The organism is Xanthomonas arboricola (assembly GCF_002940665.1).
GTDB classification, from domain to species: Bacteria; Pseudomonadota; Gammaproteobacteria; order Xanthomonadales; family Xanthomonadaceae; genus Xanthomonas; species Xanthomonas arboricola_B.
In genome coordinates this window covers 347,960-374,151 of record NZ_MIGY01000002.1, presented here as the reverse complement: position 1 = coordinate 374,151, position 26,192 = coordinate 347,960, and the positions used below count along the sequence as shown (strand labels likewise).

26 protein-coding genes are annotated in these 26,192 nt (G+C 66.4%); 9 read left to right on the top strand and 17 right to left on the bottom strand.

What is annotated here, in order from left to right:
• Positions 1-36 precede the first annotated feature (36 nt).
• The 12 genes from XarjCFBP7645_RS08480 to XarjCFBP7645_RS08425 form a co-directional block, all read right to left on the bottom strand.
• Positions 37-1,281: a glutamate-5-semialdehyde dehydrogenase gene (locus tag XarjCFBP7645_RS08480; RefSeq protein WP_104537140.1), complete on the bottom strand. Its 1,245-nt coding sequence runs from the start codon at positions 1,279-1,281 to the stop codon at positions 37-39.
• A gap of 160 nt (positions 1,282-1,441) precedes the next feature.
• Positions 1,442-2,596, bottom strand: a complete 1,155-nt coding sequence (gene proB / locus XarjCFBP7645_RS08475; protein WP_104537139.1) for a glutamate 5-kinase — start codon at positions 2,594-2,596, stop codon at positions 1,442-1,444.
• A gap of 13 nt (positions 2,597-2,609) precedes the next feature.
• Complete coding sequence (locus tag XarjCFBP7645_RS08470) at positions 2,610-2,870, bottom strand: YciI family protein (RefSeq protein ID WP_104537138.1); 261 nt, start codon at positions 2,868-2,870, stop codon at positions 2,610-2,612.
• Entirely contained in the window at positions 2,870-3,223 is a 354-nt protein-coding gene (locus XarjCFBP7645_RS08465; RefSeq protein ID WP_166774664.1) for a cupin domain-containing protein, read from the bottom strand. Before XarjCFBP7645_RS08465 ends, XarjCFBP7645_RS08470 begins: the two co-directional genes overlap by 1 nt.
• A complete protein-coding gene (locus XarjCFBP7645_RS08460; protein ID WP_104537136.1) occupies positions 3,223-4,518 on the bottom strand; it encodes an argininosuccinate lyase in 1,296 nt (431 codons plus the stop codon). Before XarjCFBP7645_RS08460 ends, XarjCFBP7645_RS08465 begins: the two co-directional genes overlap by 1 nt.
• A gap of 127 nt (positions 4,519-4,645) precedes the next feature.
• The gene (gene argC / locus XarjCFBP7645_RS08455) at positions 4,646-5,596 is read right to left on the bottom strand and encodes an N-acetyl-gamma-glutamyl-phosphate reductase (RefSeq protein WP_104537135.1); all 951 of its coding nucleotides are present in this window, start codon (positions 5,594-5,596) and stop codon (positions 4,646-4,648) included.
• Entirely contained in the window at positions 5,593-6,204 is a 612-nt protein-coding gene (locus XarjCFBP7645_RS08450; RefSeq protein WP_104537134.1) for a GNAT family N-acetyltransferase, read from the bottom strand. The genes argC and XarjCFBP7645_RS08450 overlap by 4 nt, the downstream gene beginning before the upstream one ends.
• Before the next feature lie 5 nt (positions 6,205-6,209).
• Positions 6,210-7,553 carry an acetylglutamate kinase gene (locus XarjCFBP7645_RS08445; RefSeq protein ID WP_104537133.1) on the bottom strand — a complete coding sequence of 448 codons (1,344 nt, stop codon included), beginning with the start codon at positions 7,551-7,553 and terminating at the stop codon, positions 6,210-6,212.
• 49 nt (positions 7,554-7,602) lie between these two features.
• Positions 7,603-8,703, bottom strand: coding sequence for an acetylornithine deacetylase (locus tag XarjCFBP7645_RS08440; RefSeq protein WP_104537132.1), 1,101 nt, complete (start codon positions 8,701-8,703; stop codon positions 7,603-7,605).
• Between the two features lie 277 nt (positions 8,704-8,980).
• Positions 8,981-10,225 carry an argininosuccinate synthase gene (locus tag XarjCFBP7645_RS08435; RefSeq protein WP_104537131.1) on the bottom strand — a complete coding sequence of 415 codons (1,245 nt, stop codon included), beginning with the start codon at positions 10,223-10,225 and terminating at the stop codon, positions 8,981-8,983.
• Between the two features lie 71 nt (positions 10,226-10,296).
• Positions 10,297-11,322, bottom strand: coding sequence for an N-acetylornithine carbamoyltransferase (locus XarjCFBP7645_RS08430; protein ID WP_104537130.1), 1,026 nt, complete (start codon positions 11,320-11,322; stop codon positions 10,297-10,299).
• 311 nt (positions 11,323-11,633) lie between these two features.
• The gene (locus tag XarjCFBP7645_RS08425; RefSeq protein ID WP_166774788.1) at positions 11,634-12,131 is read right to left on the bottom strand and encodes a hypothetical protein; all 498 of its coding nucleotides are present in this window, start codon (positions 12,129-12,131) and stop codon (positions 11,634-11,636) included.
• A 186-nt stretch (positions 12,132-12,317) separates the two neighbouring features.
• Here XarjCFBP7645_RS08425 and cysS point away from each other — a divergent pair, with 186 nt between their 5' ends.
• From cysS to XarjCFBP7645_RS08405, 3 genes are all read left to right on the top strand, one after another.
• Entirely contained in the window at positions 12,318-13,742 is a 1,425-nt protein-coding gene (cysS, locus tag XarjCFBP7645_RS08415; protein WP_181126259.1) for a cysteine--tRNA ligase, read from the top strand.
• Between the two features lie 220 nt (positions 13,743-13,962).
• The gene (locus XarjCFBP7645_RS08410; RefSeq protein ID WP_104537127.1) at positions 13,963-14,400 is read left to right on the top strand and encodes a SufE family protein; all 438 of its coding nucleotides are present in this window, start codon (positions 13,963-13,965) and stop codon (positions 14,398-14,400) included.
• On the top strand, positions 14,397-15,647 hold the full coding sequence (locus XarjCFBP7645_RS08405) for an MFS transporter (protein WP_104537126.1): 1,251 nt from the start codon (positions 14,397-14,399) through the stop codon (positions 15,645-15,647). Before XarjCFBP7645_RS08410 ends, XarjCFBP7645_RS08405 begins: the two co-directional genes overlap by 4 nt.
• A 298-nt stretch (positions 15,648-15,945) precedes the next feature.
• Here XarjCFBP7645_RS08405 and dksA read toward each other — a convergent pair whose 3' ends face one another.
• A complete protein-coding gene (gene dksA, locus XarjCFBP7645_RS22100; protein WP_104537125.1) occupies positions 15,946-16,989 on the bottom strand; it encodes an RNA polymerase-binding protein DksA in 1,044 nt (347 codons plus the stop codon).
• Between the two features lie 90 nt (positions 16,990-17,079).
• Between dksA and yidD the strand changes: the two genes are divergently transcribed.
• The 6 genes from yidD to eutC all read left to right on the top strand — a co-directional run bounded on the left by yidD (position 17,080) and on the right by eutC (position 23,379).
• Positions 17,080-17,373 (top strand): membrane protein insertion efficiency factor YidD, encoded by a 294-nt coding sequence (gene yidD, locus XarjCFBP7645_RS08395; protein ID WP_104537124.1) that lies wholly within the window; start codon positions 17,080-17,082, stop codon positions 17,371-17,373.
• A complete protein-coding gene (locus XarjCFBP7645_RS08390) occupies positions 17,370-18,719 on the top strand; it encodes a dihydroorotase (protein ID WP_104537123.1) in 1,350 nt (449 codons plus the stop codon). Before yidD ends, XarjCFBP7645_RS08390 begins: the two co-directional genes overlap by 4 nt.
• Positions 18,719-19,558: a M23 family metallopeptidase gene (locus XarjCFBP7645_RS08385; protein ID WP_181126258.1), complete on the top strand. Its 840-nt coding sequence runs from the start codon at positions 18,719-18,721 to the stop codon at positions 19,556-19,558. The genes XarjCFBP7645_RS08390 and XarjCFBP7645_RS08385 overlap by 1 nt, the downstream gene beginning before the upstream one ends.
• 208 nt (positions 19,559-19,766) lie before the next feature.
• Positions 19,767-21,131 (top strand): ethanolamine permease, encoded by a 1,365-nt coding sequence (eat, locus tag XarjCFBP7645_RS08380; protein ID WP_104537121.1) that lies wholly within the window; start codon positions 19,767-19,769, stop codon positions 21,129-21,131.
• The gene (locus XarjCFBP7645_RS08375) at positions 21,128-22,537 is read left to right on the top strand and encodes an ethanolamine ammonia-lyase subunit EutB (RefSeq protein ID WP_104537120.1); all 1,410 of its coding nucleotides are present in this window, start codon (positions 21,128-21,130) and stop codon (positions 22,535-22,537) included. The genes eat and XarjCFBP7645_RS08375 overlap by 4 nt, the downstream gene beginning before the upstream one ends.
• A complete protein-coding gene (eutC, locus tag XarjCFBP7645_RS08370; protein WP_104537119.1) occupies positions 22,534-23,379 on the top strand; it encodes an ethanolamine ammonia-lyase subunit EutC in 846 nt (281 codons plus the stop codon). Before XarjCFBP7645_RS08375 ends, eutC begins: the two co-directional genes overlap by 4 nt.
• A 9-nt stretch (positions 23,380-23,388) precedes the next feature.
• Here eutC and XarjCFBP7645_RS08365 read toward each other — a convergent pair whose 3' ends face one another.
• From XarjCFBP7645_RS08365 to XarjCFBP7645_RS08350, 4 genes are all read right to left on the bottom strand, one after another.
• Positions 23,389-23,679: a hypothetical protein gene (locus XarjCFBP7645_RS08365; protein WP_104537118.1), complete on the bottom strand. Its 291-nt coding sequence runs from the start codon at positions 23,677-23,679 to the stop codon at positions 23,389-23,391.
• A gap of 176 nt (positions 23,680-23,855) precedes the next feature.
• Positions 23,856-24,344 carry a pyridoxamine 5'-phosphate oxidase family protein gene (locus tag XarjCFBP7645_RS08360; protein WP_104537117.1) on the bottom strand — a complete coding sequence of 163 codons (489 nt, stop codon included), beginning with the start codon at positions 24,342-24,344 and terminating at the stop codon, positions 23,856-23,858.
• Positions 24,345-24,730: 386 nt separating this feature from the next.
• Positions 24,731-25,420: a phytoene/squalene synthase family protein gene (locus XarjCFBP7645_RS08355; RefSeq protein ID WP_104537116.1), complete on the bottom strand. Its 690-nt coding sequence runs from the start codon at positions 25,418-25,420 to the stop codon at positions 24,731-24,733.
• A 28-nt stretch (positions 25,421-25,448) separates the two neighbouring features.
• On the bottom strand, positions 25,449-26,174 hold the full coding sequence (locus XarjCFBP7645_RS08350) for a phosphoglycolate phosphatase (protein WP_104537867.1): 726 nt from the start codon (positions 26,172-26,174) through the stop codon (positions 25,449-25,451).
• Between the last annotated feature and the right edge of the window lie 18 nt (positions 26,175-26,192).

Sequence of the window (26,192 nt, the reverse complement as noted above, 5' to 3'; positions counted from 1 at the left end):
GGCGGACTTGCGTGCGCCTCGTCGCGTTGTCGCCGATCAGTGCCGTACCTGGCCTTCGCCGCGCACCACGAAACGCTCCACGGTCAGCGCCTCCAGGCCCATCGGGCCATAGGAATGCAGGCGCGTGGTGGAGATGCCGATTTCGGCGCCCAGGCCGAGCTCGCCGCCGTCGGAGAAACGCGAGGACGCGTTGACCATCACCACGGCCGAGCGCAGCGACTGCACGAACTGCTCGCCGTTGGCGGCGTCCTGCGTGGCGATCACCTCGGTGTGGTCGGAGCCGTACTGACGGATATGCGCCAGCGCGGCATCCAGGTCCGGCACCACGCGGATCGCCAGGATCAGGTCGAGGAATTCAGCGGCGTAGTCGTCGTCACTGGCGGCCGCGACGTCGGGCAGCAGTGCGCGCGTTGCCGCATCGCCACGCAACTCCACGTGACGTTCGCGCAGGGCCTGCGCGGCCATCGGCAGGAAGCGTGCGGCAATGTCGGCATGCACCAGCAAGGTCTCCAGCGCATTGCAGGCCGACGGCCGGCTGGCCTTGCCATCGACCAACAGCCGCACGGCCAGGTCCACGTTGGCCGATGCATCCACGAACAGATGGCACACGCCCTTGTAATGCTTGATCACCGGCACGCGCGCATGCTCGGCGACGAAGCGGATCAGGCCCTCGCCGCCACGCGGGATCGCCAGATCGACGATATCGCTGAGTTGCAGCAGTTCCAGCATGGTCTCGCGGCGCAGATCCTCGACCAGCGTCAACGCCGCTTCCGGCACGCCGGCCTCGCGCAAGGCGCGCTGCAGGGCACGCGCAATCGCGGTGTTGGAGTGGATCGCTTCCGAGCCGCCACGCAGGATCACGCCATTGCCGGCCTTGATGCACAGCGCTGCCGCATCTGCAGTCACATTCGGGCGCGCTTCGTAGATCATCGCGATCACCCCCAGCGGCACGCGCACCTTCTGCACCACGATGCCATTGGGGCGGATGTCCTGGCGCGTGACCTGCCCGACCGGATCGGGCAACTGCGCAACTTCGCGCAAGGCTGCGGCGATGCCGGCCAGGCGCCCGCCGTCCAGCGCCAGACGATCCAGCATTGCGGTCCCCACCCCCTTCGCGCGCGCCGCCTCCAGATCGCGCGCATTGGCCGCCAGGATCAGCGCCGCATCCTGTTCCAGCGCGGCCGCCATCGCCTCCAGCAAGGCCTGTTTGGCAGACGCGGACAGTTGCGACAGCACTTGCGCGGCATCACGGCATTGCAGGGCTAGGGTTTTGATGGTCATTGGAGGGCCGGGATTGGGGAGTCGGGATTGGGGATTGGCAAAAGCGGACGACACCGTTTTATCACCAGAAGGGAATCATTGGCCGGGACACGGAGGCGACGTTCGAGAAACGCGGCGCACATGCGCTTGCCAATCCCCAATCCCGACTCCCCAATCCCCGCTACAAAAGCACCAAATCATCGCGATGCACCACATTCTCGCCATAGCTGTACCCGAGCACGGGCTCGATCTCGCGGGAGTGGCGGCGGGCGATGCGGCGGATATCCACCGCCGAATACTGGCTGACGCCGCGTGCCAGGCAGCGCTCGCCGGTGTCGTCGCACAGGTGGATCTCCACCATGTCGCCACGCCGGAAGTCGCCCTGCGCACCGGCCACACCGCCCGGCAGCAGCGAGGCGCCCTTGTCGGTCAGCGCCGCGGCGGCGCCGGTATCGATCAGGATCGCGCCCGTTTCCACCGGTGCGTGCCGCAGCCAGTACTTGCGGGCGGCGATGCGCGTGCGCGCGGCATGGATACGCGTGCCGTGCAGGCGATCCTGCGCCAGGGCGCGCACCACATCGCCATTGCGGCCGTTGAACAGATAGGTTTCGATGCCGGCCGCGCCGGCCTTTGCGGCGGCTTCCAGCTTGGTGCGCATGCCGCCGGTGCCCACGCTGCTGCCGCTGCCGCCGGCCATCGCCAGCACCTCGGCGGTGAGTTCGGCCACCTCGTCGAGCGGCCGCGCCAGCGGATTGCTGCGCGGGTCGGCGCTGTACAACCCGTCGATATCGGTGGCGATGAACAAGGCATCGGCATCGACCAGGGCGGCGACGATCGCGGCCAGGTTGTCGTTGTCGCCCAGCTTGAGCTCGTCCACCGACACGGTGTCGTTTTCGTTGATCACCGGTAACGCGCCCAGCCGCAACAACTCGCCCAGGGTGGCGCGCGCGTTGAGATAGCGGCGGCGGTTACGCAGGTCGTCGTGGGTGAGCAACACCTGCGCCACCGGGCGCTCGAAAAAGCGCTGCCAGAGCGCGATCAATTGCGCCTGCCCTAGCGCAGCCAGCGCCTGGCGCGCGGCGATCGGTGCGCCTGCCTCGGCGGCTTTCGGCAGGATCGCCCGGCCGGCCGCCACCGCGCCCGACGAGACGATCACCAACTCGCGCCCGGCCATCAGGTTAGCCGAGACGAACTGCGCCAGCCCCAGCGCAAAGCGCGGCGACAGGCCGCCGCCATCGGCGGCGAGCAGGCTGCTGCCAACCTTGAGCACCGCGCGCCGCCACGGCGGCAGCGCCTGCTCGGTAAACGACCCAGCAGTGGCGATGGACGTGCTCATGGCGACAACCTGCTCAGTGCGTGTTCCACTCATGGACGGTCAGCGTGGAGGCAGCGCGCAGCGCCAATGGATCGCGCGCGACGATCTGCCGCGCGTCTTCCAGGCTGGCGACGTTGATCAACACGTACGCGCCGCCGCTGCGATCGCTGAAGCCGCCGGTCAGTTCCAGCTGCCCGGCGGCACGCAAGGCCTGCAGAAACTCCAGATGCGGCTGCACCACATCGGCCGGAAAATCCGGCTTGCGGATCGCCACTACCAGATAGCGCATCGCCATCAGCCGGCCTCCTTGTCGGGTGTTGCCTCGCCACGACCGAACGGCGTGGAAATCACCAGAAAGCGCGCTTCCATCTCGGACAGGTTGTGCATCTGATGGGTGGAACCGGGCGGCACATGCAGGCTCTGCCCCGCGCGCAGCACATGCTGCTCGCCGTCCAGTTGCAGCATCACCTGGCCGGCCAGCACATAGAAGAAATGCCGCGCGCGGCTATGCCGGTGACGCAATTCGGCTGCGCCGGGCGGCATGCGTTCTTCCAGCACGCTCAGGTTGGGGTCGCGCAACAGGTGCCAACCGTCGCTGGCTTCCCCCCAGGGGTAATGCTCGGCGGTGTCGGTGCTGATCACGGCCATCAGACCAGCGCCTGCCAGCGGGCATGCAACACATCCAGCTGCAGATCAGCGGCGGCGCCTGGCGAGACGCGGGCGGCCAGGCTGCCTTCTGGCGTGCGCCCCTGCCCTGCGGTGTCGGCCGACTCCGCGGCCGCCTTGTAGGCCTCGCGGAACGGCACGCCGGCAACGGCCGCTTCCACCGCCACATCGGTGGCGTACATGCCCGAATCGATCGCCGCACGCAGTTTGTCCGGGCGCCATTCCAGATTGGCCAGCAAGGCCGGCAGCAGTTCCAGCGCTGCCAGGCCGCGCCCGAAGCCGTGCACGATCGCGCCCTTGCTGCTCTGCAGATCGCGGTGATAGCCCGACGGCAGCGACAGCAGTTGTTCGATCTCGGTCCGTGCGGCGGCCACGCTGGCGTGGGTGGCGCGCATCAGTTCGATCACGTCGGGGTTGCGCTTGTTGGGCATGATCGAGCTGCCGGTGGTGTATTGCGCCGGCAACGCGACGAAGGCGAACTCGCCGCTGGTGAACAACGACAGATCCCAGGCAATCCGGCGCAGGTCCAGCGTTGCGCTGCCCAGGGCCTCGAGCGCGGCCAGTTCGTACTTGCCACGCGAGAGCTGCGCATAGATCGGCGACACCTGCAGGCGTGCAAAGCCCAGCTCGGCAGTGGTATGCGCACGGTCCAGCGGCAGGTTGACGCCGTAGCCGGCGGCGGTACCGAGCGGATTGCTGTCCACCAGGCGCAAGGTATCGGCCGCACGCACCGCATCGTCGATAAAGGCCTCTGCCCAGCCCGCCCACCACATGCCGGCCGAGGACACCACCGCACGCTGGATATGCGTATAGCCCGGCACCGGCAACGCGGCCTCTGCCTGCGCGCGGTCCAGCGCCACCTTGGCGATCTCCGCGCCGAGCTCGGCCACGCGTTGCAGCTTGTCCTTCAACCACAGGCGCGTGGCGACCAGTATCTGGTCGTTACGGCTGCGCCCGGTGTGGATCTTGCGGCCGGCATCGCCCAGGCGTTCGGTCAGGCGCGCCTCGATCGCCGAATGGCAGTCCTCGTAGCGTTCGTCCAGCACGAACGTGCCACTGCGGAAGTCGGCCGCCAGCAGGTCGAGTTGTTCGCTCAGACCGCCCAGCTCCTGCAGCGACAGGATGCCGATGTGCTGCAGTCCCTGCGCATGCGCCTTGCTGGCAGCGATGTCGTGCAGGAAGAACTCGCGGTCCAGGATGACGTCGTCGCCGGCCAGGAAGCTCTGGATCTTGGCGTCCACCGCCACGCCGGGTTTTTGCCACAACAGATTGGTCATCGGAAAGCGTCTCGAAATAAGTCGTCCAGTTAAATCCCCGCACACGGATGTGCGGGCTTCTGCGAGGGACTCGCACCTTTGAATCCCTGCGCAAGGATGTGCGGGCTCTTGCGAGGGACTCGCATCATCAGCCAATCGCAGTCAATTCGTCCCAGCCCAACGCCAGGTTGAGATTCTGCATCGCCTGCGTCGCCGCGCCCTTGAGCAGGTTGTCCAGCGTCGCCACCACCACCACCCGCTTGTTGCCCGGCGCCAGCGTCACGCCACCGATCTGCACCCCGTGCCTGCCGGCGATGCGGCTGACCCACGGCGCTTCATCGACGATCTCGATCAACGGCTCGTCGGCGTAACGCTGCGTGTAGCGCGCCTGGATCTGCTCGCGCGTCAGCGGTTGCTGCAGCCACAGGTTGACGGTCATGGTGATGCCACGGAAATGCGGCGCCACATGCGGCATGAACTCCACCGGCACCCCGAGCTGCGCGGAGACTTCGCGCTCGTGCATGTGGTTGGTCAGCGCATACGGCATCAGGTTATCGGCCAGCAACGCGGGGTTGTTCTTGTCCGACGGCGTGGTGCCCGCGCCGGAGTACCCGGACACGCCGAAGCACTGCGGCGGGCCGGCCAGTTGGTCGAGCAAGGGCGCGATCGTCAGCTGCATCGCGGTGGCATAGCAGCCCGGATTGCTGATGCGCTTCTGCCCGGCGTAGCTGCCGCGCGTCAGCTCCGGCAGCCCGTAATACCAGGCCGGATCGAAGCGGTAATCGGCCGATAGATCGATCAATAGCGTCTGCGGCCTGAGCGAATCGATCGCCGCGACGAAGGGCTCGGCCTTGCCGTTGGGCAATGCCAGGATCACCACATCGGCGGCCTTGGCGGCCACCGCATCGGCATCCAGGCTCTCGTAGCGCAGCTCACCGCGATACGCAGCATTGTGGTCGGCCACAGGCTGCCCGGCCAGCTCGCGCGAGGACACGAACACCAGCTGCAGGTGCGGATGCGCCATCACCAGCTTGATCAATTCCGAACCGGTATGCCCGCGGGCACCGACGATGCCGATGGTGGTTGTTTGAACAGTCATGCGTTTGCTTCCAGGCGGAACTGCAGGTGGCGTTTGACCCCGGCCCATTCCGTATCGATGATGGAGAACACCACGGTGTCGCGCGGTGTGCCGTCGGCATGACGGGCGTGGTTGCGCAGCACGCCGTCCTGCTTGGCCCCGAGCCGCGCAATCGCCGCACGCGAGGTGTGATTGAACCAACTGGTCTCGAACACCACGCTCAGACAGCCCAGCGTTTCGAAGGCATGCTGCAACAGCATCAACTTGGCTTCGGTATTGACGCCGCTGCGCTGCACGCGTGGCGCGTACCAGGTGTAGCCGATCGACAGCCTGGGCACGGTCGCATCCAGCCCGTAATAGCGTGTGCAGCCGACGACCTCGCCGGCCGCATCGCGTACCACGTAAGGCAGCACCCGCCCGTCGGCTTGCGTATCCAAGGCCGCGCCCACGTAGTCGTCCACCTGCGCCGGTGCCGGCACGCCGGTGTACCACAGCCGCGATAATGCACCGTCGCCCAGCGCAGTGCGCAGACCATCGGCATGCGCAGCCTGCAATGGTTCCAGTGTTGCGTGTTGCCCGCGTAGCGTGGGCAGCTCGCGCCAAAGCGATGGCAATGCGACGGGCACCATCGTCCTCAGCCCAGTAGCGTCGGCTGGCGCGTCGCGCAGTGCGCCACGCAGTGCTGGATCTGCTCGAAGTTCTCCAGCCCGTACCAGAACACCTTCCACTTCTCCTGCTTGATGCAGCCGTCGGACTCGGCGTAGTAGAAAATGTTGACCTGGTTGTTGTGACGCGAGCGCCAGAACAGCTGCGGGGTTTCCTCGCGCATCACGTTCCACACTGCACGGCCCAGGCCTTCGCCCTGCGCGTCGTCGAGCACGGCGAACTTGTCCAGGTAGATCAGCGCGCTTGCACCCAGCCTGCCCTCGTCGGTGAGGATCACCGCGGCGCGGTAGTTCTCGCTGACATAGGCGCGCAGCAACTTGGTGTTGCTGAAGTACTCGGGCACCAGCGTGCGGCCGAAGCTGGATTCGATCAGGGTCCTGAGCCGCAGCAGGTCCAGTTCGCCCCATGAGCTTGCACGCAGCACGCGTTCGCCGCGCCGCACCAGCGTGCCTGAGCCCTTGTGGGTGAACAGCTCCTTGGCCAGATCCGCCGGCCGGGTGATCGACACCGACGATTCCAGCGGCAGGCGATCGAGCAGATCCTTGATCTGTTCGATCTTCACCCGCATGCCGCCGTTGATCCACGGCTGCTGCATCAGATGGTCGAACTCGGTGGACAGGTTGATCGAGTCGATCACCTTGCCATCGGCATCCAGCAGACCGCCGGTGCCGGTGAGGAAGATGATCTTGTACGGCTGCAGCTCCTGCACCAGTTCGTTGGCGGCAAAATCGGCGTTGATGTTGAGGATCTGCCCGCTCGGGGTCTCGCCCAGGCTGGTGATCACCGGGATCGAGCCGGCCTGCAGGCTGGCTTCGATCGGCGCCAGATTGACCGCCTTGACCTCACCGACCAGGCCGTAGGTGTCGCGGTCCAGATACTGCGCTTCGAACACGCCGCCGGTGATCGAGGTCGCACGCGCGCCGTTCTGCTGCAGCGCCTCGACCAGCTTGAGGTTGGAGGCCTGGAACACCTTGCGCACGATCGCCAGCGCTTCCGGCGAGGTCACCCGCAGGCCGTTGACGGTGCGCTTCTCGATGCCGGCCGCCGACAGTTCGGCATCCAGCTGCGGGCCGGCGCCATGCAGCACGATCGGGGTCAGCCCCACTTCCTGCAGGAACGACAGCGACGAAGTCAGCGCGTCCAGGTCGTCGCGCAGCACCGCGCCGCCCACCTTGACCACCGCAAAGCGTTTGGCATCCAGCTGTGAAAAACGCTTCAGGTACTGGCTGATCTCCTTGGCGCTGGCCATGCTCGAAAGCAGGCGCACGATGGTCTGGCGGGTCTGTTTGTGGGGCTGTGCGGAGAGGGACATTGCCGTGATCGAAGAGAGGAAAGGCCGCGCCGGGGCGCGGAACGCGGCTTCAGTTTGAGCCGTTGATGATGCGATGTACCGACTCGGCATAACGCTGCAACTGCGCAAGCGTCACGAACTCATCGGCGGTGTGCGCCTGGGCGATATCGCCGGGGCCATAGACCAGGGCGGTGTAACCGCCAGCCGAAAACAGCGAGGCCTCGGTCCAGAAATCCACCGCATTGCCGATCGGCAGGTCCAGCGCATCGGCCACATCGCGTGCGGCCAGGCGGCGTTCTTCGGCCCGCGCAATATCGCCGGACGGCAGGCTGGGGCCGCGGAAGGTTTCTTCGAACTGCGCCGCGGCCGACTCGGCAAATCCGGCAAACGTCGCCAGCAAACCGTCCACGTCCATCGACGGCAGCGGACGAAAGCCGAAACGCAGTTCGGCCGCCGGCGCGATCATGTTGGCCTTGATGCCGCCCTCGACCCGACCGATGTTGAAGCGCAGGCCGGTCAGGCCGCCGAAGCGCGCATGCGCCAACGACTCGACATGCTCCAGCGCCCTGCCCCCCCAGCGCATCGCCTGGTGCAGCGCACTGGCGGATGGATCCTGCTTGCCCGATGCATGCCCGGCACGCCCGGCAAACCGCATCAGCACCGAGCTGATGCCGCGATGCGCCAGCACCGCCTCGCTCATGGTCGGCTCGGCGACCAGCACCGCCTCATACGGCACGCCACGCGCCAGGAACGCGGCGATGCAGCGCGGGTCGTTGGCTTCCTCGTCGGAGGAAAACAGCAAGGCCGCATCGCCCTGCCCGGCATTGGCTGCCGCCACAAGCGCCGCTGCCGCCCCCTTGATGTCGCAGACGCCCAGGCCGATCACGCGATCGTCGGTACGCCGCATCACGTGCGGGTCGGCGCTCCACTGCGGCGAATCCGGCACTGTGTCCAGATGCGCGTTGAACAGGTACCTGGGCTTACCGCGCACCGCATACAGGCTCACCGCACCGGCACCGTGGTCGATCACCTCGACCCGGAAACCGGGCAGCTGCGCGCGCAGATAATCGAAGATGCCGCCCTCGGCAGCGATCGCCCGCGGCGGATTGCGGGTGTCGAAGGACACCAGCTGTTCCAGGTGTTCGAGGGTGGAGACGAGTAGATCGGTCATGTCGGTTTAATCAATGGTCCGAAGCGGCGGCTAACCGGAAGTAAGGAAGGTGCGCAAACAGCTCATAAATCTCATCGAAGCCACCCTTCTCCCACCGGGAGAAGGTGCCCCGAAGGGGCGGATGAGGGTACGGGCGAAGCCCAGTGCACTGAGGATCGAGAGCTTCGCTCCGTATCCTCACCCCAACCCGCGCTTGCGGCGCGGGCGCTCCAAGGCACGCGCGCCAGTGGCGCGTAAGCCGTGCCTTCTGGCCCCGGGGGAGAGGGGCTTTGCATCCTCAGCGGTTTACTTGCGCGTACAGCGTCGAGCTCATCCCGAACAGCTTGATGAAGCCTTCCGCCTCTTCCACGCCCCAGTCGGCCGACTGCGCATAGGTCGCGCCCTTTGTGTTGAGCAGGTGCGGCGAGCGCACCGCCACCGCATCGACGCGGCCGCCGCGGGTTTCCAGCGTGACCTCGCCGTTGACCTTGGACTGCGACGACTTCAGGAACGCCTCGATGTCGGTCTTGAGCGGATCGTGATAGAAGCCTTCGTACACCAGCTCCACCCACTTGCGCGCCACATCCGGCTTGAAGCGGTTCTGCTGCTTGGTCAGCACCGCATCTTCCAGCGCGCGGTGCGCGGTCAGCAGCGAGATCAGGCCCGGCGCTTCGAACACGATGCGGCCCTTCAACCCGATCACGGTGTCGCCGGTGTAGACGCCACGGCCCACGCCGTAGGGCGCGAACAGCTTGTTGAGCTGGGCCAGGATCTGCTCGCCCGGCAGCGCCTTGCCATTGAGTTCAACGGCCTCGCCTTCGACGAACGTCAGGGTGACGGTCAGCGGCTCGGCCGGCCACTCGCTGCGCGGCGCGCACCAGCCGCGCGCACCCTCGCCCGGCGCTTCCCAACGGTCGATCTCGCCGCCGGACATGGTCAGCCCGAGCAGGTTCTCGTTGATGGTGTAGGCCTGCTGCTTGGCGCGCACGCCGAAGCCGCGCTCTTCCAGATACTTCTGCTCGTAGGCGCGGGTCTGGGTATGCTCCTTCTGGATCTCGCGGATCGGCGCCACGATCTGGTAATCGCCCAGTGCCTTCACTGCCAGGTCGAAACGCACCTGGTCGTTGCCCATGCCGGTGCAACCGTGCGCGATGCTGCGCGTGCCCAGTTCCGCGGCGCGCTTGAGCGCGGCATCGACGATCAGGTAACGGTCGGACACCAGCAACGGATACTGGCCCTGGTAGCCCTCGCCCGCCCACACGAACGGCTTGACGAAGCCCTGCCAGATGGCCGGACCGCCATCGACGGTGACATGGCTGGCGGCACCGAGTTCGGCCGCGCGCTTTTCGATGAAATCACGCTCCTCGGCATCCACCCCGCCGGTATCGGCAAACACGGTGTGCACCGCATAGCCCTGCGCCTGCAGATACGGAATGCAGAAGCTGGTATCCAGGCCACCGGAAAACGCCAGGACGATGTCCTTCTTTGTGCCGGGATTGGAGAGTGGGGATTGGGGATTGGTGGAAGCGGTGTGCTGCGACATGGGGGTCTCTTTAGAAGTTGACTAGGTTGGGTCGGGAGCCGGGTTCGCCGTTGCGAATCCCACATCCCCAATCACGAATCCCGGCTGCCCTGGCCCACCAGGGCAGCCATGATCGCCTTCTGCACATGCAGGCGATTCTCGGCTTCGTCGATGGCGATGCAGTTGGGCGAATCCATCACCGCGTCGGTGGCCTTGACGTTGCGACGCAGCGGCAGGCAGTGCGAGAACACGCCGTTGTTGGTCAGCGCCATCTTGCGTTCGTCGACGATGAAGTGCTGGTACTGGTCGCGGATCGGCTTTTCCAGTTCCCAGTTGCCGAAGAACGGCAACGCGCCCCAGCTCTTGGCATACACCACGTCGGCGCCGGCGTAGGCGCTGTCGATATCGTGGCTGACCTGCAGCGAGCCGCCGCTTTCGGCCACGTTCTGCGCCGCCCAGTCCATGTAGCGCGGGTCCAGGATGTAGTCCGGCGTCGGGCACAGCAGGGTCACGTCCATGCCCATGCGGGTGGCGATGGTGAGCGCGGAATTGGCCACAGCGGTATTCAACGGCTTGGGGTGATAGGTCCAGGTCAGCACGTACTTCTTGCCGCGCAGATCCTGGGTGCCGAAGTGTTCCTGCAACGCCATCGCGTGCGCCAGCTCCTGGCACGGGTGGGTGATCGTTTCCATGTTGATCACCGGCACCGGCGAATACTTAGCGAAGCTCCTGAGCACCTGGTCCTCGCGGTCCTTGGACCAGTCGACGAACTTCGGGAACGCGCGCACGCCGATCAGGTCGACGTAGCGGCCGAGCACCCGCGCCACTTCGGCGATGTGCTCCTCGGTGTCGCCATCCATCACCGTGCCCAGATTGAACTCGATCGGCCAGGCGTCCTTGCCCGGCTGCAACACCACCGCATGCCCGCCCAGCTGGAACGCGCCCAGCTCGAAGCTGGTGCGGGTGCGCATGGACGGGTTGAAGAACACCAGCGCGATCGACTTGCCCTTCAGCTCGCTTCCCAGCTTGTTGCGTTTGAACAACGCGGCCTGGGTCAACAGCGCGTCCAGTTCGGCGCGGCTCCAGTCCTGGGTGTTCAAGAAGTGCTTCAGTGACATCGATCGATCCTTGTGCTGCGTGCTTCTGCTGCGTGGTCCGCCAGGAGCGGCGGGTGCGCGACATGCGCGTTTCTTGCGATTGAAACTTTTGTGACGTCAAAACGAAAAAACCCAGCCTGCGGGCTGGGTTTTCAACGGCGGAACAGCAAAACGCTCCGGTTACCCAGCGAAAATGTGGGATTCCGGTCGGCGGGCACGCGAGGTCATGCCGGAGGCCATCCGGGCGGCGCTGGTTTCGTGCTGAAAGGCGTTTGCGTACATAGGGCGCGAATCCTCGCATGCATGCGGGCACGGCGCAACCGCCGCGCAGCTCAGCGCGGCGGCGCGACGATGGCGTCGGGGATGTAGGGGGTGACCGACACGCGGATGCGCAGCCTGTTGCCCGGGTCTTCCGGCAGCCGCGACCGGTATTTGGTGCCCTTGTAGACATAGTCCACATCGAAGGCGATCGGCCGCCGGAACTCGCGCGGCACTTCCACCACCCGGCAGTTGCGCCGCGTGCTGGTCGGCGGCACCGCCATCGGCACGGACGCCGGCTCGGGGCGACGGGAGAACATCTCCTTGACCGAATCCACCATCCGGTTGATGCGGCCCTCGTCCTCGACCGGCGCCACTGCCACCGGTGCGACCGGTTCGGCCTCGCATTGCTCTTCGATGCGGGTGGCACGCAAGGTCTGGTAGACCGGCTCGACGTTGAGCACCTGCGCGTAATCCAGCTTCACGTTCTCGATCACCACCACCCGGTTCTTGGGATCGGTTTCTGCCGCGTGTGCTGACGATGCCTGCCAGGCGAACACACACAGCAGCAGGAAGAACGGGAAAGGTCGCATCAGTACCAGGAGGGCGCAGCCAGGTAATACGTAAGTGTATGGAGCTTGCGATCCCTTGGGCTGAACGCAGCCCATCCGGTCACCGGCGCAGCTGCGGTCGTGCAGTTGGTTCGCCACACCGCCGCGACCGGCTAGAATCGCCCGGTTATCCTTTTTCAGATGCCGATGAGCCTGCGCCTGCACAACAACCTGACGCGGCGGGTCGAGCCGTTCGCACCGCTCGATCCGTCCAGCCCCACCCTGTATGTGTGCGGCCCCACCGTCTACAACTACGCGCATATCGGCAACGCCCGCGGCCCGGTCGTGTTCGACGTGCTGGCCGCCTTGCTGCGGCGGCGCTACGGCGCGCTGCGCTACGCGCGCAACATCACCGACGTGGACGACAAGATCAACGCCGCCGCGCAGGCGCAGGGCGTGCCGATCTCGGCCATCACCGACCGCTTCGCCGCGATCTACCGCCAGGACATGGCCGCGCTCGGCGTGCTGCCGCCGGGCATCGAACCGGAAGCCACCGCGCATATCCCGCAGATCGTGGCGATGATCGAGCAGTTGATTGGCAACGGCCATGCCTATGCCGCCGAAGGCCATGTGCTGTTCGCGGTGGCCAGCTTCGCGCACTACGGCAAGCTCTCGCGCCGCGATCCGGACGAGATGCTGGCCGGCGCGCGCGTGGACGTGGCGCCGTACAAGCGCGACCCCGGCGACTTCGTGCTGTGGAAGCCCTCCAGCGACGAGCTGCCCGGCTGGGACTCGCCGTGGGGCCGCGGCCGCCCGGGCTGGCATATCGAATGCTCGGCGATGGCTGCCGCACACCTGGGCCCGACCATCGACATCCATGCCGGCGGCGTGGACCTGCAGTTCCCGCATCACGAGAACGAGATCGCGCAGAGCGAGTGCGCGCATGGCGGAGCGACCTTCGCGCGGTTCTGGCTGCACAACGGCATGCTCAACTTCAGCGGCGCCAAGATGAGCAAGTCGCTGGGCAATATCGAGACCGTACACGACCTGATCGCCCGGCACCCGCCCGAGGCGCTGCGCTACGCGCTGCTGAGCGCGCATTACCGGCAGCCGCTGGACTGGTCCGACGGCCTGATCGAACAAGCCAAGAACACGCTGGACCGGCTGTACGGCACCGTGCGCGACCTGGCCGCGGCCGAACACGCTGCCGAGATCACCCCTGCGCAGCCGGCCACGATTCCCGACGAGGTGGAAGCCGCGCTCGACGACGACCTCAACACCCCGCTTGCGCTGTCGGTCATCGCCAGCATCGCCTCCGAGGCCCGCGCGCTACGCACCCAACTCGCGCATGGCAGCGACGCATCGGCAGGTGTTGCCGCGCTGTCCGGCCTGAAGTCCCGGCTGCTCGGCGCAGGCCTGGCGCTGGGACTGCTGCAGCAAGATCCGGCCGCCTGGTTCTCGCGCGGCACCGACGCCGGCGACGATGCGCGCATCACCGCGCTGGTCGAAGAACGCAATACCGCAAAGAAAGCCAGGGATTTCGCCCGCGCCGACGCCATCCGCACGCAGCTGGCCGACGAAGGCATCGTGCTGGAAGACACCCCGCAAGGCGTGCGCTGGAAGCGCGCATGACTTTCTTCCCTTCTCCCTTCGGGAGAAGCTGCCCCGCAGGGGCGGATGAGGGTGCGAGCGCAGCCACATGCACCTTCCTTGAGGTAGGAGCGAAGCCACCCGCATCCAATTCCAGCGAGGCTTCGCCCCTACCCTCACCCCCAACCCCGCTCCCGCAGGGAGAAGGGCACCATTGCGGTGTCGCCGGGCAGCGCGATCACCGACCGATTCTGGATTTTTGATGACCACCACCCCCTTCCCGCTCGAACCCACCGCCGTCCAAGCGCAGGCCGCCATTGCCGAGGAGTTCTCCTTCTTCGGCGACTGGTCAGAGCGCTACCAGTACCTGATCGACCTGGGCCGCAAACTGCCCGGCTTCCCCGAACAGTGGAAGAGCGAAGAACACCGCCTGCATGGCTGCCAGTCCATGGTGTGGATCGTGCCGGAGGGCAATGCCGAGCGGCTGGACTTCCACGCCGTCAGCGACTCGGCGATCGTCTCCGGGCTGATCTATCTGGCCTTGCGCGTGTACTCCGGGCGTAGCGCACAGGAGATCCTGGCCACCGAGCCGGACTACATCGCCGGCATCGGGCTGGCCAAGCATCTATCGCCGACCCGCAGCAATGGCGTGGCGGCAATGCTGGCCTTCATCCGCGACACCGCCCGCGCCCAGCAGTGAGCACCCCGACGCCCTCGCCCGCCGCCTCGCTGCGTACGCTGCTGGCCCACCCTGGCTTCGGCCTGGTGCTGCTGTATCGCGTGGCGGCGATGCTGTCGTACCAGATCGTCGCGGTCACGGTCGGCTGGCATATCTACGAGATCACCCGCAATCCGCTCTCGCTCGGGCTGATCGGCCTGGCGGAGATCCTGCCGTTCTTCTGCATCGCGCCGTTTGCCGGCTATCTGGTCGATCATCTGCCGCGCCGACGGCTGGGCATGGTCGCGGTGCTCGGCCTGGTCGCCACCGCGCTGCTGCTGTTGGCCATCACCCATGGCTGGCTGCCGATGCAGGGCGTGTGGCCGATCTACGCGGCCATCGCGCTGACCGGTGCAGCGCGCTCGTTCCTGTCGCCGGTCTACAACGCGCTGTTCGCGCGTGCGCTGCCGCGCGAGGCCTTCGCCCGCGGCGCCAGCATCGGCAGCGTCACCTTCCAGGCCGGCATGGTGATCGGCCCGGCGCTGGGCGGCGTGCTGGTCGGCTGGGGCGGCAAGGGCCTGGCCTATGGCGTGGCCGCCGGCGTGGCGCTGCTGGCGATCCTGGCACTGGCGCTGTTGCGGGTCAGCGAGCCGGTCAACGCAGGCCCGCGTGCGCCGATCTTCCGCAGCATCGCCGAAGGTGCGCAGTTCGTGCTGTCCAACCAGGTCATGCTGGGCGCGATGGCGCTGGACATGTTCTCGGTGTTGCTGGGCGGCGCGGTGTCGATGCTGCCTGCCTTCATCCACGACATCCTGCACTACGGCCCGGAAGGCCTGGGCATCCTGCGCGGCGCCCCGGCGCTGGGCTCGATCGTGGTCGGGGTGTGGCTGGCGCGGCACCCGTTGCAGCGCAATGCCGGGCGCATCCTGATGTGGTCGGTGGCCGGCTTCGGGCTGTGCACGATCGCCTTCGGCCTGTCGCGGCACTTCTGGCTGTCGGCGGCGATCCTGCTGGTCTACGGCATGTGCGACGGGGTGTCGGTGGTGGTGCGCCAGACCATCCTGCAGCTGGCCACGCCCGATGCGATGCGCGGCCGGGTGTCGTCGATCAACGGCATCTTCATCGGCTCGTCCAACGAGCTGGGTGCGTTCTACGACGGGGTGATGGCACGCCTGGTCGGCTTGGTACCGGCGGTGGTGATCGGCGGCTGCGTGACCCTGGGCGTTGTCGCCACCACCGCGTGGAAGGCGCCCAAGCTGCGCAAGCTGGACCTGCGCGACCTGCAGTGAGGTCCGCAATGATGCAGTGCCGGTTGCCGCTACCGCCGGCAGCTGGTTTCGCTTCGGGCACTGCAGCCGTGCCCTCCATCGGACTCGAGATCCCTGCGCGCCAAAGCGGTTGCCTGCGCGCGCAATAGGAACGTCACAGCGCACTCCCGCACGTCTGTTAGCGCCGACGCCCGCCCGGCATCCGTCAGGTGTGTCGATGAATGCAACGCCCATCCCATAGGCGCGATGCACATAAAAAAACCCCGCACGGGGCGGGGTCTTTTCAGTCGATTGATAGCGATTCGACCTTGTCGAACGATCAGTCGCCCTGCTGCTTCTGCAAGTGCTCCCAACGCTCCTGGGCGTCGATGGTGCGCTCGGCGGTCAGACGCGCTTCCAGGCGGTCGATGCCGATCTCTTCGCCGGTGTCCACGCAATAGCCGTAGTCGCCGTCTTCCAGACGCTTGAGCGTGCTGTCGATCTTGCCGATCAGCTTGCGGTGCCGGTCGCGGGTGCGCAGCTCCAGCGAGTTCTCGGTCTCGCGCGTGGCACGCTCGGCTTCGTCGCCGATGTCGCGTACTTCTTCGCGCAGGTTTTCGATGGTCTGCTTGGACTCTTCGACCAGGTCGTTGCGCCAGCTCTGCAGGCGCTGACGGAAGTACTCCTGCTGCAGCTTGCTCATGTACTCTTCATCGGCTGCAGGCTTGTAGCCCTGCGGCAGGATCGGACGACCGGTGGCTTCGTCGGTCTTGTACTCGACCACCTTGTACTTGGTCTTGGGGGTCGGGCTGGACGGCTTGGAAGTCACGGCCACGGCCACCTTGCCGACCGGACGGGTCGCGGCGGGCTTGGCGGGGGCTTCGGTTTTGGTTGGCGTTTTTGCTGAAGATTTCGAAACGGGCACGGGATTCTTAAGTGACGGGGTCGCAGGCTTTGCCGGCTTCGCAGGGACGGCCTTGGCGGCCGGTGCGGGAGCGGGCTTTTCAGCCTTGACCGGGACTGACTTGGCCGCAGTCGACTTGGTAGCCGGCTTCGGTACGGACTTGGGCGCCACCGGCTTGGCGGCCGGTTTGGCGGCAGCCGGAGCTGCTTTGTTCGCCGCCGGCTTGGCAGCACTCTTGGCGACAGGAGATTTTACAGGTTTGGCGGCCACGGGTTTGGACGCTGCGGTCTTGGCGACCGGCGCCGGCTTGGCCACGGTCTTGCCCGCAGCTACCTTCTTGGCAACCGGTTGCTTGGCAGCCGGCGTCGCCTGCTTGGCGGCCGGTTTTGCAGCGGCGGGCGCCGCTGCCTTCTTCGCAACGGGTTTGGCGGACTTCTTGGCGGCCTCTACGGCCTTTTTTGCAGGTTTTTTAGCAGCCACGAAACGCTCATCCTTGGTTCCCCCGGGGCCCGGGAAAGCGGGCCTTTATAGCTTACCCCACGGACCCCCGGCAACCACGTATTAATCCAAGTGGCATATCATTGGCAAGTGATCTCACGCCTGCTCATCGCGCTGCTGCGTTTCTACAAGCGGTTCATCAGCCCCTTGCTGGGGCCGCGTTGCCGTTTTGCGCCAAGTTGCTCGGAGTATGCGATGACCGCGATCGGCCGCTTCGGCCCGCTGCGCGGTTGCTGGCTGGCCGCGCGCCGGCTCGGCCGCTGCCATCCCTTCCATCCGGGCGGGTTCGACCCTGTCCCCGACGCGCCTGCGTCCGCGTCATCGCCCGCTTCCCCTTCCTGCAGTTGCAAAGGACCTCATCCATGAGCCGAACTCTCATCGTCAACGCCCGCCTGGTCAACGAAGGCAAGGAATTCGACGCCGATCTGCTGATCGAAGCTGGCCGTATCGCCAGGATCGCCGGCAAGATCGCCCCAGCCGCAGGTGACACCGTGGTGGACGCTGCCGGACGTTGGGTGCTGCCGGGCATGATCGACGACCAGGTGCACTTTCGCGAGCCCGGCCTGACCCACAAGGGCGATATCGCGACCGAATCCGGCGCCGCGGTGGCCGGTGGGCTGACCAGCTTCATGGACATGCCCAACACCAATCCGCCGACGCTGAACGCGGCCGCACTGCAGGCCAAGTACGACGCGGCGGCCGGGCGTGCCTGGGCCAACTACGGCTTCTACATGGGCGCCAGCAACGACAATCTGGCCGCGATCCAGACGCTGGACCCGAAGACCGCCCCGGGCATCAAGGTGTTCATGGGCGCCTCCACCGGCAACATGCTGGTCGACAACCCCGAGACGCTGGACGCGATCTTCCGCGACGCGCCGACGCCGATCATCACCCACTGCGAAGACACCCCGACCATCGATGCGACGCTGGCGCAGTACAAGGAAACCTATGGCGACGCGCTGACCCCGGAGATGCATCCGGACATCCGCTCGCGGCAGGCCTGCCTGACGTCCTCGCAGCTGGCGGTGTCGCTGGCGCGCAAGCACAACACCCGTCTGCACGTGCTGCATATCTCCACCGCCGATGAGCTGGCGCTGTTCGAGGCCGGCCCGCTGGTGGATGCCGAGGGCAAGCTGCGCAAGCGCATCACCGCCGAGACCTGCATCCATTTTCTGCGCTTCGACCGCAGCGATTACGCGCGGCTGGGCAACCTGATCAAGTGCAACCCCGCGATCAAGGATGCCGACGACCGCCTGGCGCTGATCGAGGCGTTGGCCGAAGACGTCATCGACGTGCTCGCCACCGACCATGCGCCGCATACCTGGGAAGAAAAGCAGAAGCCCTACGCGCAGGCACCCTCCGGCCTGCCGCTGGTGCAGTACGCGCTGGTCGCCGCGCTGGAGCTGGTGCACGAGGGCAAGCTGCCGATCACCCGTATCGTGCAGAAGTTCGCGCATGCGCCGGCGCAGCTGTTCGATGTGGAAGAACGCGGTTTTCTGCGCGAAGGCTATTTCGCCGACCTGGTGATGATCGACAACACCCCGTTCACGGTGAAGCGCGAGCAGGTGCTGTCCAAGTGCGGCTGGTCGCCGTTCGAAGGCACCACGTTCCGCTCGCGCATCGCCGCGACCTGGGTCAACGGTCAGCAGGTGTGGGACGGCGAACAGTTGGTCGGCACTGCCGCCGGTCAACGCCTGACCTTCGACCGCTGATGCGCGCAGCCCTGATTGGCGCCTGGCTTGCGCTGGCGCCGTTCACGCTCGCTGCCGGCAGCGTGGCTGCGCAGTCTGCCGACGCCGCGGAAGCAGTCTTCCCGCAAAGCGCCTCCCAGGGCGCGCTGGTGATCGGCAAGGTGCCGGCGGGCAGCCAGGTGCAGTACGCCGGCCGCAGCTTGCGGGTCAGCGGCTATGGCAGCGTGGTGTTCGGCATCGGCCGCGATGCCACCGGCCCGTTGCAGGTGCAGATCACCCGGCCCGATGGCAGCAAACAGACCGCCAGCATCGCGGTGACGCCGCGCGACTGGCCGGTGGAGCGCGTCAATGGCGTGCCGCCCAAGACGGTCAATCCGCCTGCGGCGATCGCCGAGCGGATCAAGCGCGAGCAGGCGCAGGTCACCGCCGCGCGCGACCGCGACGATGCCCGCACCGATTTCGCCCAGCCCTTCATCTGGCCGGTGCAGGGCCGCATCAGCGGGCGCTTCGGCAATGCGCGGGTCTACAACGGCCAGCCCGGTGCAGGCCACTCGGGCATGGATATCGCCGTGCCCACCGGCACGCCGGTCAAGGCGCCGGCCGCCGGGGTGGTGACCTTTGCCGCACCGGACCTGTATCTGACCGGCGGCACCGTGCTGCTGGACCATGGCTTCGGCGTGAGCTCGAATTTTCTGCACCTGTCGCGCATCGACGTCAAGGTGGGCGACCGGGTGGAGCAAGGCCAGGTGATTGCGGCCGTCGGTGCCACCGGGCGCGCGACCGGGCCGCATCTGCATTGGGGGATGAACTGGTTCGACGTGCGCATCGATCCGCTGCTGGTGCTTGAGCGCAGCAAGTAGCCAGCGTGCGCGGTGTGTCGACGGGGCTGGCGCGCGGCGGCATGTTCCCCGCGACCCACCCGTTGCGCTTGTGTTCGCCGCAGGGCTTTGGGGTATAACCGGAACGGCCGTCGATCGTCGCCATGCACCGGCGGGCGATCGGTCACTGGCGGTCGGTCCAGTGCTTGGCCGCCGGGCCTGCTTCATCTCCCTCCCCCGACCGCAGGAGATGCGCGACATGCGCAACGAGCAGCTCGAACCCACCCTGGGCACCTGGCAACTGTGGGGGATCGCCGTGGGCCTGGTGATCTCCGGCGAATATTTCGGCTGGAGCTACGGCTGGGGCACCGCCGGCACGCTGGGCTTTCTGGTGACCACGCTGCTGGTCGCGGTGATGTATACCTGCTTCATCTTCAGCTTTACCGAGCTGACCACCGCCATCCCCAATGCGGGTGGGCCGTTCGCCTACAGCCTGCGCGCATTCGGCACCTATGGCGGCATGCTGGCGGGCCTGGCCACGCTGATCGAGTTCGTGTTCGCGCCGCCGGCCATTGCGATGGCGATCGGCGCCTATCTCAACGTGCAGTTCCCGACCCTGGACCCGCGCATCGCTGCGATCGGCGCGTATGCAATCTTCATGGGCTTGAACATCGTCGGCGTGGCGATCGCCGCCACCTTCGAGCTGATCGTGACCTTGCTGGCGGTGATCGAGCTGCTGGTGTTCATGGGCGTGGTGGCGCCGGGCTTCAGCGTTGCGCGCTTTGCCGCCAATGGCTGGGCCGGTCGCGATGTGTTCGGCCCGGCCGCCATTTCCGGCATCTTTGCCGCGATCCCGTTTGCGATCTGGTTCTTTCTGGCGATCGAGGGCGCGGCGATGGCGGCCGAAGAAGCCAAGGACCCCAAGCGCACGATTCCGCGCGCCTACATCGCCGGCATCCTCACCCTGGTGGTGCTGGCGCTGGGCGTGATGGTGTTTGCGGGCGGGGTCGGCGACTGGCGTCAGCTCTCCAACATCAACGATCCGCTGCCGCAGGCGATGAAGGCGGTGGTCGGCAACAGTTCGACCTGGCTGCACATGCTGGTGTGGATCGGCCTGTTCGGCCTGGTGGCCAGCTTCCACGGCATCATCCTGGGGTATTCGCGGCAGTTCTTTGCGTTGGCGCGTGCCGGGTTCCTGCCGCACGGGCTGGCCAGGCTGTCGCGCTTTCGCACGCCGCATCGCGCGATTCTTGCCGGCGGCGCGATCGGCATCGCGGCGATCTGCAGCGACAGCGTGGTCAAGATCCAGGGCATGTCGCTGACCGCGGCGATGATCACCATGTCGGTATTCGGCGCGATCGTGATGTATGTGATGAGCATGCTCAGCCTGTTCAAGCTGCGCCGCGCCGAACCCGGGCTGGAGCGCAGCTTTCGCGCGCCGGGCTATCCGGTGGTGCCGGCAATCGCGCTGCTGCTGGCGCTGGTGTGTCTGGTGGCGATGGTCTGGTTCAACCCGATCGTGGCGCTGATCTTCATGGGCCTGTTGCTGCTCGGTGCGCTGTGTTGCGTGCTGAGCTTGCGCAGCCAGGCCACGCCTGCGGCCAGCGCCAGATGAGCGGGTTCGCGTTTAGCGCCGGCGGCGAGCGCTTCCAGTTTGCCGATCTGAAGACCCTGCTGGCCAAGGCCACGCCGCCGCGCTCGGGCGACCAACTCGCCGGGCTCGCCGCGAACTCCGGGCTGCAGCGGGTGGCCGCGCAGATGGCGCTGGCGGACCTGCCGCTGCGTCACTTCCTCGATGAGGCGGTGGTGCCGTACGAATCGGACGAAGTCACCCGCCTGATCGTCGACCAGCACGATGCGGCGGCATTTGCCACGGTGGCGCATCTCACGGTCGGTGGCTTTCGTGACTGGCTGTTGAGTGCGCAGGCCGACGAAGCGGCATTGACTGCACTGGCACCCGGACTCACACCGGAAATGGTGGCGGCGGTATCGAAGTTGATGCGCGTGCAGGACCTGATCCTGGTCGCGCAGAAGACGCGCGTGGTCACACGCTTTCGCAATACGCTGGGCCTGCGTGGACGCCTGTCCACGCGGCTGCAGCCCAACCACCCCACCGACGATGCCACCGGCATTGCCGCCAGCGTGCTCGACGGCTTGTTGTACGGCAACGGCGATGCGGTGATCGGCATCAATCCTGCCAGCGACAGCCTGTTCGCCGCCACCGCATTGCTGCGCATGCTCGATGCGGTGATCACCGGCTACAAGATCCCCACGCAGTCCTGCGTGCTGGCGCATATCACCACCACCATCGAGGCGATCAACCGCGGCGTGCCGGTGGATCTGGTGTTCCAGTCGATCGCCGGCACCGAAGCGGCCAATGCCAGCTTCGGCATCAATCTGGCGCTGCTGCAGGAAGGCCAGGACGCCGGGCTCTCGTTGCGGCGCGGCAGCGTCGGCGACAACGTGATGTATTTCGAGACCGGCCAGGGCAGTGCGTTGTCGGCCAATGCGCATCATGGCGTCGATCAGCAGACCTGCGAGGTGCGCGCCTATGCCGTGGCGCGGCAGTTCAAGCCGCTGCTGGTGAACACCGTGGTGGGCTTTATCGGCCCGGAATATCTCTACGACGGCAAGCAGATCATCCGTGCCGGGCTGGAGGATCACTTCTGCGGCAAGCTGCTCGGCGTGCCGATGGGCTGCGACATTTGCTACACCAATCATGCCGAAGCGGACCAGGACGACATGGACGTGCTGCTGACCCTGCTCGGCACCGCCGGCATCAACTTCATCATGGGCATTCCCGGCTCCGACGATGTGATGCTCAACTACCAGACCACCTCGTTTCACGATGCGCTGTATGCGCGCCAGGCGCTGGGCCTGCGCGCCGCGCCCGAGTTCGAACACTGGCTGGAACAGCAAGGCATCCTGCGCCTGCGCGACGGTCGCTTCGAACTCGGCAGCGAGCTTCCCGCACCGTTCCGGCGTGCGCTGGAGCAATTGAACGCCGACAGCGTGCAATGAGCGGCCCGACCACTCCGCGCGATGCCTGGGCGCAGCTGCGTCAGCTCACACCGGCGCGCATTGCGCTGGGGCGCGTCGGCACCAGCCTGCCGACCGCGGCACATCTGGATTTCCAGCTTGCGCATGCGCAGGCGCGCGATGCGGTGCATCTGGCCTTCGATCCGCTACCACTGCAGGCAGCGCTGCAACAGCGCGGGCGGGACAGCATTCTGCTGCACAGCGCGGCGGTGGACCGGCACACCTATCTGCAACGTCCGGATCTGGGCCGGCGCCTGGACGAGGATGGGGCCGCGCATCTGCGTGGCCTGACCGCGGTCCACGGCGGCGGGCACGATGTCGCCGTGGTGGTCGCCGACGGACTCTCTGCATTGGCGGTGCGTCGACACGCAGCGCAGATGCTGGAGCATATCGACGCCCTGGCCGCACACGAAGGCTGGTCGTTGGCGCCGGTGGCGTTGATCGCGCAAGGCCGCGTCGCCATCGGCGACGAGGTCGGCGAACTGCTCAAGGCGCGTCTGGTGATCGTGTTGATCGGCGAGCGACCAGGCCTGAGCTCGCCCGACAGCCTGGGCCTGTATCTGACTTACGCGCCGCGCGTCGGCCTGACCGACGCCACGCGCAATTGCATCTCCAATATCCGCGCCGAGGGACTGAGCTACGCCGACGCCACGCACAAGCTTGCGTACCTGCTGCGCGAATCGTTCCGACGCAAGCTGTCCGGCGTGCAGCTCAAGGACGAGGCCGAGCGACCGGCGCTACCGTCGGCTGGCCCGTCCGATGCCGCGCCGCGAACATTTTTACTTTCTGATGGTGTGCGGCCGGACTTTGAACCTGGTTCGTAGTTACTCCAATTACGTAAGCGCGCCATCCTGCGGGTCGCTGGCCGCATACGTGCTGGTTGGCAACTCGTTGTCGTGCGGATGACGCAAGGCATGGCGCACGTCTTCCGGCAGTTGCTCGACATCCAGCATCACCTTACCGGAATGCACATCGCGCACCACCGTTGCAGGCAGCACGAAGTCGCCGCCGTTTTCGATACTGATGACCAGCTCGGCGCCATCCTTGCGCACCTCGCGGATGGCACCGACGCCGACTTCGCCATCGCGCACAAACACCATCTGGCCGATTTCGATCTGTTGCATCTCGTTTCTCCTAGGGCGGGCGCACAGCGCATGACGCCAGGGCCGCTTTTGAATGCAGTCCAGGCTGGCGGCGCCGATCCGGCCTCACAACCGGATCGGCGCCCGCGCAAGCGACAGCACATGAATGGATAAGACCCGTGCACCATCGCGAAGATCGTGCAGGCGTGCAGCAGGCCTCAACGCAGCGGAACGTCCGCCACCTTGTCCTGGTAATCCTTTTTCGGGTCGACGCCGAACAACACCTTGATGCCGGCCAACAGACTGGAACCGTTGAGCCAGATCTGCGCATGATCGGTGTCCAGACGTAGCAGCGCCAACTTGGGGTCGTCCTTGCCGCCTTCATACCAGGCAGCGACATGCGGGTTCCACAGACGCTCGACCACGGCCGGATCGGTGTCTTCCCGCAACGAGCCGCTAATGCTGGCGAACAGGTCGTGTCCCTTGCTGCTGAAGGCGCCGATGACACGGCGGCCCTGCCCCAGCATGGAAATCAGCGCATTGTCCTTGGAGGTGAAGAACCAGATCGGACCACCGCTATCGCCTTCGATCTGCGCGGTCATCGGGCGTGCATGCCCGTCTTCCACGCCATCCAGACCCAGCATCACGGTGCGATCGGATTTCAGGGCTTTCCAGAATTTGTCCTGCAGCTCTTTGGGATCTGCCATCTCGATGTCTCACATGCGCGTGTCCACGCGGGTGTCCCAGTCTGGAAGTCTGCCTGCCCACGTCATGTGACGACAGGCACTCCTGTCTGCACATGGTGGCAACGCGGCTGGCCGGCTGAGCAATCGCACCCGCTGGGTGTTCCAAGACGTTGGGCGGCGAGTTGAGCTTCCATGGGCATTGCAACGCGACCACGACCTTGCCGATCCCCTCTTGCTGGACGATGTGGTGCTGGAGCGTGGGCAGAGCTCGCAGGGACGGATTCATGGCGTGTCCCGCGATGGTGGGCGGCAAGGTCCTGCAGCCAAGTCGCAGATCCCCCGCTCTGCGACCGATCGATCCGCGCTGTCCAGGCGTTCGGAACACGACGCCTGGAGCGATCGAGACTTCAGTCTGCGCCGCTGGCAGCGCGCCAGCTATGCCACAGCTGCTGCACGGGCGGTGGGTACGCAGCCTTGCCGGCAAGCTCGCGCTGCAGGCGCAGACGGGCCAGCCGCGACCATACCCGATGCGGCCGCGCCAACGCCGGTTTGCGTGGCCAGGCGCGCAGCAACTGCGTGCGCCATGCGGCGTTGGTCATGTCACCGGGCGCGCCACTGTCGCCGGCCACACGTTGGCGTGCGTCCAGCCACTGCACCGCCACTGCAGGGGCATCACCAGGCTGCGTGCGCGCAAATAGCACAGCTTCCACAGCGATCACGGCCTCGGCGAAGGCATGCAATCTTGCCAACGCCTGCTGCAACGAGTGCGGCTGCGCACGGGCGTGCTGCATGGCCGGCAAGGTGTCGGCCAGCTGCGCCCATGGGGCGCGCACCGGCTCCAGCACGCGCCCGAGCGGATGGCGCGAGCGCTGCTGCGACCAGTCGCGCAGCTCCTGCTGCCACCACGCCAGCTTGGCGTCGGCCGGCAACGGGTCGCCGGCGATGTTCATGATGTCTTCCCATTCCTGCAGCAGCGCAAACCAGGCCGCCGTGAGGCGTCGCTGCGGTTCGGGAATGAAGGGTTCGGCAACCGACCATTCCGGCCAGCGGGTGCGCCACTTGTCGAGAAAACTGTCGAGAGCGCTGGATTGGCTCATGGCGGGTCCAGAAAAAGACGAAAGAAGATCAGGTCTGCGGCCACGCCATGGCATCCCACAATGCCTGCGGCTGCGCGACGAGGACGTTGGCCTGCCAGCGCGACGGCGCGTCGTCGTGCAGGCGGTAGCCCCACAACACCGCCACCGACGGCATCGCCGCCGCGCGCGCGGCCAGGATGTCGCGCTCGTCGTCGCCGACGTAGACGCACTGCGCCGGCACAACGCCGATGCGCTCGGCAGCGGCCAACAAGGGCAACGGATGCGGCTTGCGCTCGGCCAACGTATCGCCGCCGATCAGCACCGCGCAGCGCTGCTCCCACCCCAGTTGCGGCAGGATCAGCCGGGCCAGATACTCGGGCTTGTTGGTGACCACGCCCCAGATGCAACCGGCGCGCTCCAGCCGCAGCAGCAGTTCTTCGACACCATCGAACAGCTGCGACTGCGTGCCGATCAAGGCTTCATAACGGCGCAGGAATTCCGGCACCAGCGCATCGCGCTCGACTGCATCGAGTTCCGCAAACGCCACCGCCAGCATCGCGCGCGCGCCCTTGGACACCACCGGACGCAACTGCGCCAACGCGATCTGCGCACGGCCACGCGCATCCAGCATCGCGTTGACGGTCGCCAGCATGTCCGGCGCACTATCCAGCAAGGTGCCATCCAGATCGAACAACACCGCACGCGGAAACGTCACCACCGCTCCGTCGGTCTGCGCTTGCCTGCCGTCATCGGTAAATTGCGATTCGGCCGACATCAGATACGCACGTGCCGT

Coding starts and splice junctions, on each gene's coding strand:
- XarjCFBP7645_RS08480 (WP_104537140.1), bottom strand. CDS start 1,281: ATGACCATCAAAACCCTAGCCCTGCAATGCCGTGATGCCGCGCAAGTG.
- proB (WP_104537139.1), bottom strand. CDS start 2,596: ATGAGCACGTCCATCGCCACTGCTGGGTCGTTTACCGAGCAGGCGCTG.
- XarjCFBP7645_RS08470 (WP_104537138.1), bottom strand. CDS start 2,870: ATGGCGATGCGCTATCTGGTAGTGGCGATCCGCAAGCCGGATTTTCCG.
- XarjCFBP7645_RS08465 (WP_166774664.1), bottom strand. CDS start 3,223: ATGGCCGTGATCAGCACCGACACCGCCGAGCATTACCCCTGGGGGGAA.
- XarjCFBP7645_RS08460 (WP_104537136.1), bottom strand. CDS start 4,518: ATGACCAATCTGTTGTGGCAAAAACCCGGCGTGGCGGTGGACGCCAAG.
- argC (WP_104537135.1), bottom strand. CDS start 5,596: ATGACTGTTCAAACAACCACCATCGGCATCGTCGGTGCCCGCGGGCAT.
- XarjCFBP7645_RS08450 (WP_104537134.1), bottom strand. CDS start 6,204: ATGGTGCCCGTCGCATTGCCATCGCTTTGGCGCGAGCTGCCCACGCTA.
- XarjCFBP7645_RS08445 (WP_104537133.1), bottom strand. CDS start 7,553: ATGTCCCTCTCCGCACAGCCCCACAAACAGACCCGCCAGACCATCGTG.
- XarjCFBP7645_RS08440 (WP_104537132.1), bottom strand. CDS start 8,703: ATGACCGATCTACTCGTCTCCACCCTCGAACACCTGGAACAGCTGGTG.
- XarjCFBP7645_RS08435 (WP_104537131.1), bottom strand. CDS start 10,225: ATGTCGCAGCACACCGCTTCCACCAATCCCCAATCCCCACTCTCCAAT.
- XarjCFBP7645_RS08430 (WP_104537130.1), bottom strand. CDS start 11,322: ATGTCACTGAAGCACTTCTTGAACACCCAGGACTGGAGCCGCGCCGAA.
- cysS (WP_181126259.1), top strand. CDS start 12,318: ATGAGCCTGCGCCTGCACAACAACCTGACGCGGCGGGTCGAGCCGTTC.
- XarjCFBP7645_RS08410 (WP_104537127.1), top strand. CDS start 13,963: ATGACCACCACCCCCTTCCCGCTCGAACCCACCGCCGTCCAAGCGCAG.
- XarjCFBP7645_RS08390 (WP_104537123.1), top strand. CDS start 17,370: ATGAGCCGAACTCTCATCGTCAACGCCCGCCTGGTCAACGAAGGCAAG.
- XarjCFBP7645_RS08385 (WP_181126258.1), top strand. CDS start 18,719: ATGCGCGCAGCCCTGATTGGCGCCTGGCTTGCGCTGGCGCCGTTCACG.
- eat (WP_104537121.1), top strand. CDS start 19,767: ATGCGCGACATGCGCAACGAGCAGCTCGAACCCACCCTGGGCACCTGG.
- XarjCFBP7645_RS08375 (WP_104537120.1), top strand. CDS start 21,128: ATGAGCGGGTTCGCGTTTAGCGCCGGCGGCGAGCGCTTCCAGTTTGCC.
- eutC (WP_104537119.1), top strand. CDS start 22,534: ATGAGCGGCCCGACCACTCCGCGCGATGCCTGGGCGCAGCTGCGTCAG.
- XarjCFBP7645_RS08365 (WP_104537118.1), bottom strand. CDS start 23,679: ATGCAACAGATCGAAATCGGCCAGATGGTGTTTGTGCGCGATGGCGAA.
- XarjCFBP7645_RS08360 (WP_104537117.1), bottom strand. CDS start 24,344: ATGGCAGATCCCAAAGAGCTGCAGGACAAATTCTGGAAAGCCCTGAAA.
- XarjCFBP7645_RS08355 (WP_104537116.1), bottom strand. CDS start 25,420: ATGAGCCAATCCAGCGCTCTCGACAGTTTTCTCGACAAGTGGCGCACC.
- XarjCFBP7645_RS08350 (WP_104537867.1), bottom strand. CDS start 26,174: ATGTCGGCCGAATCGCAATTTACCGATGACGGCAGGCAAGCGCAGACC.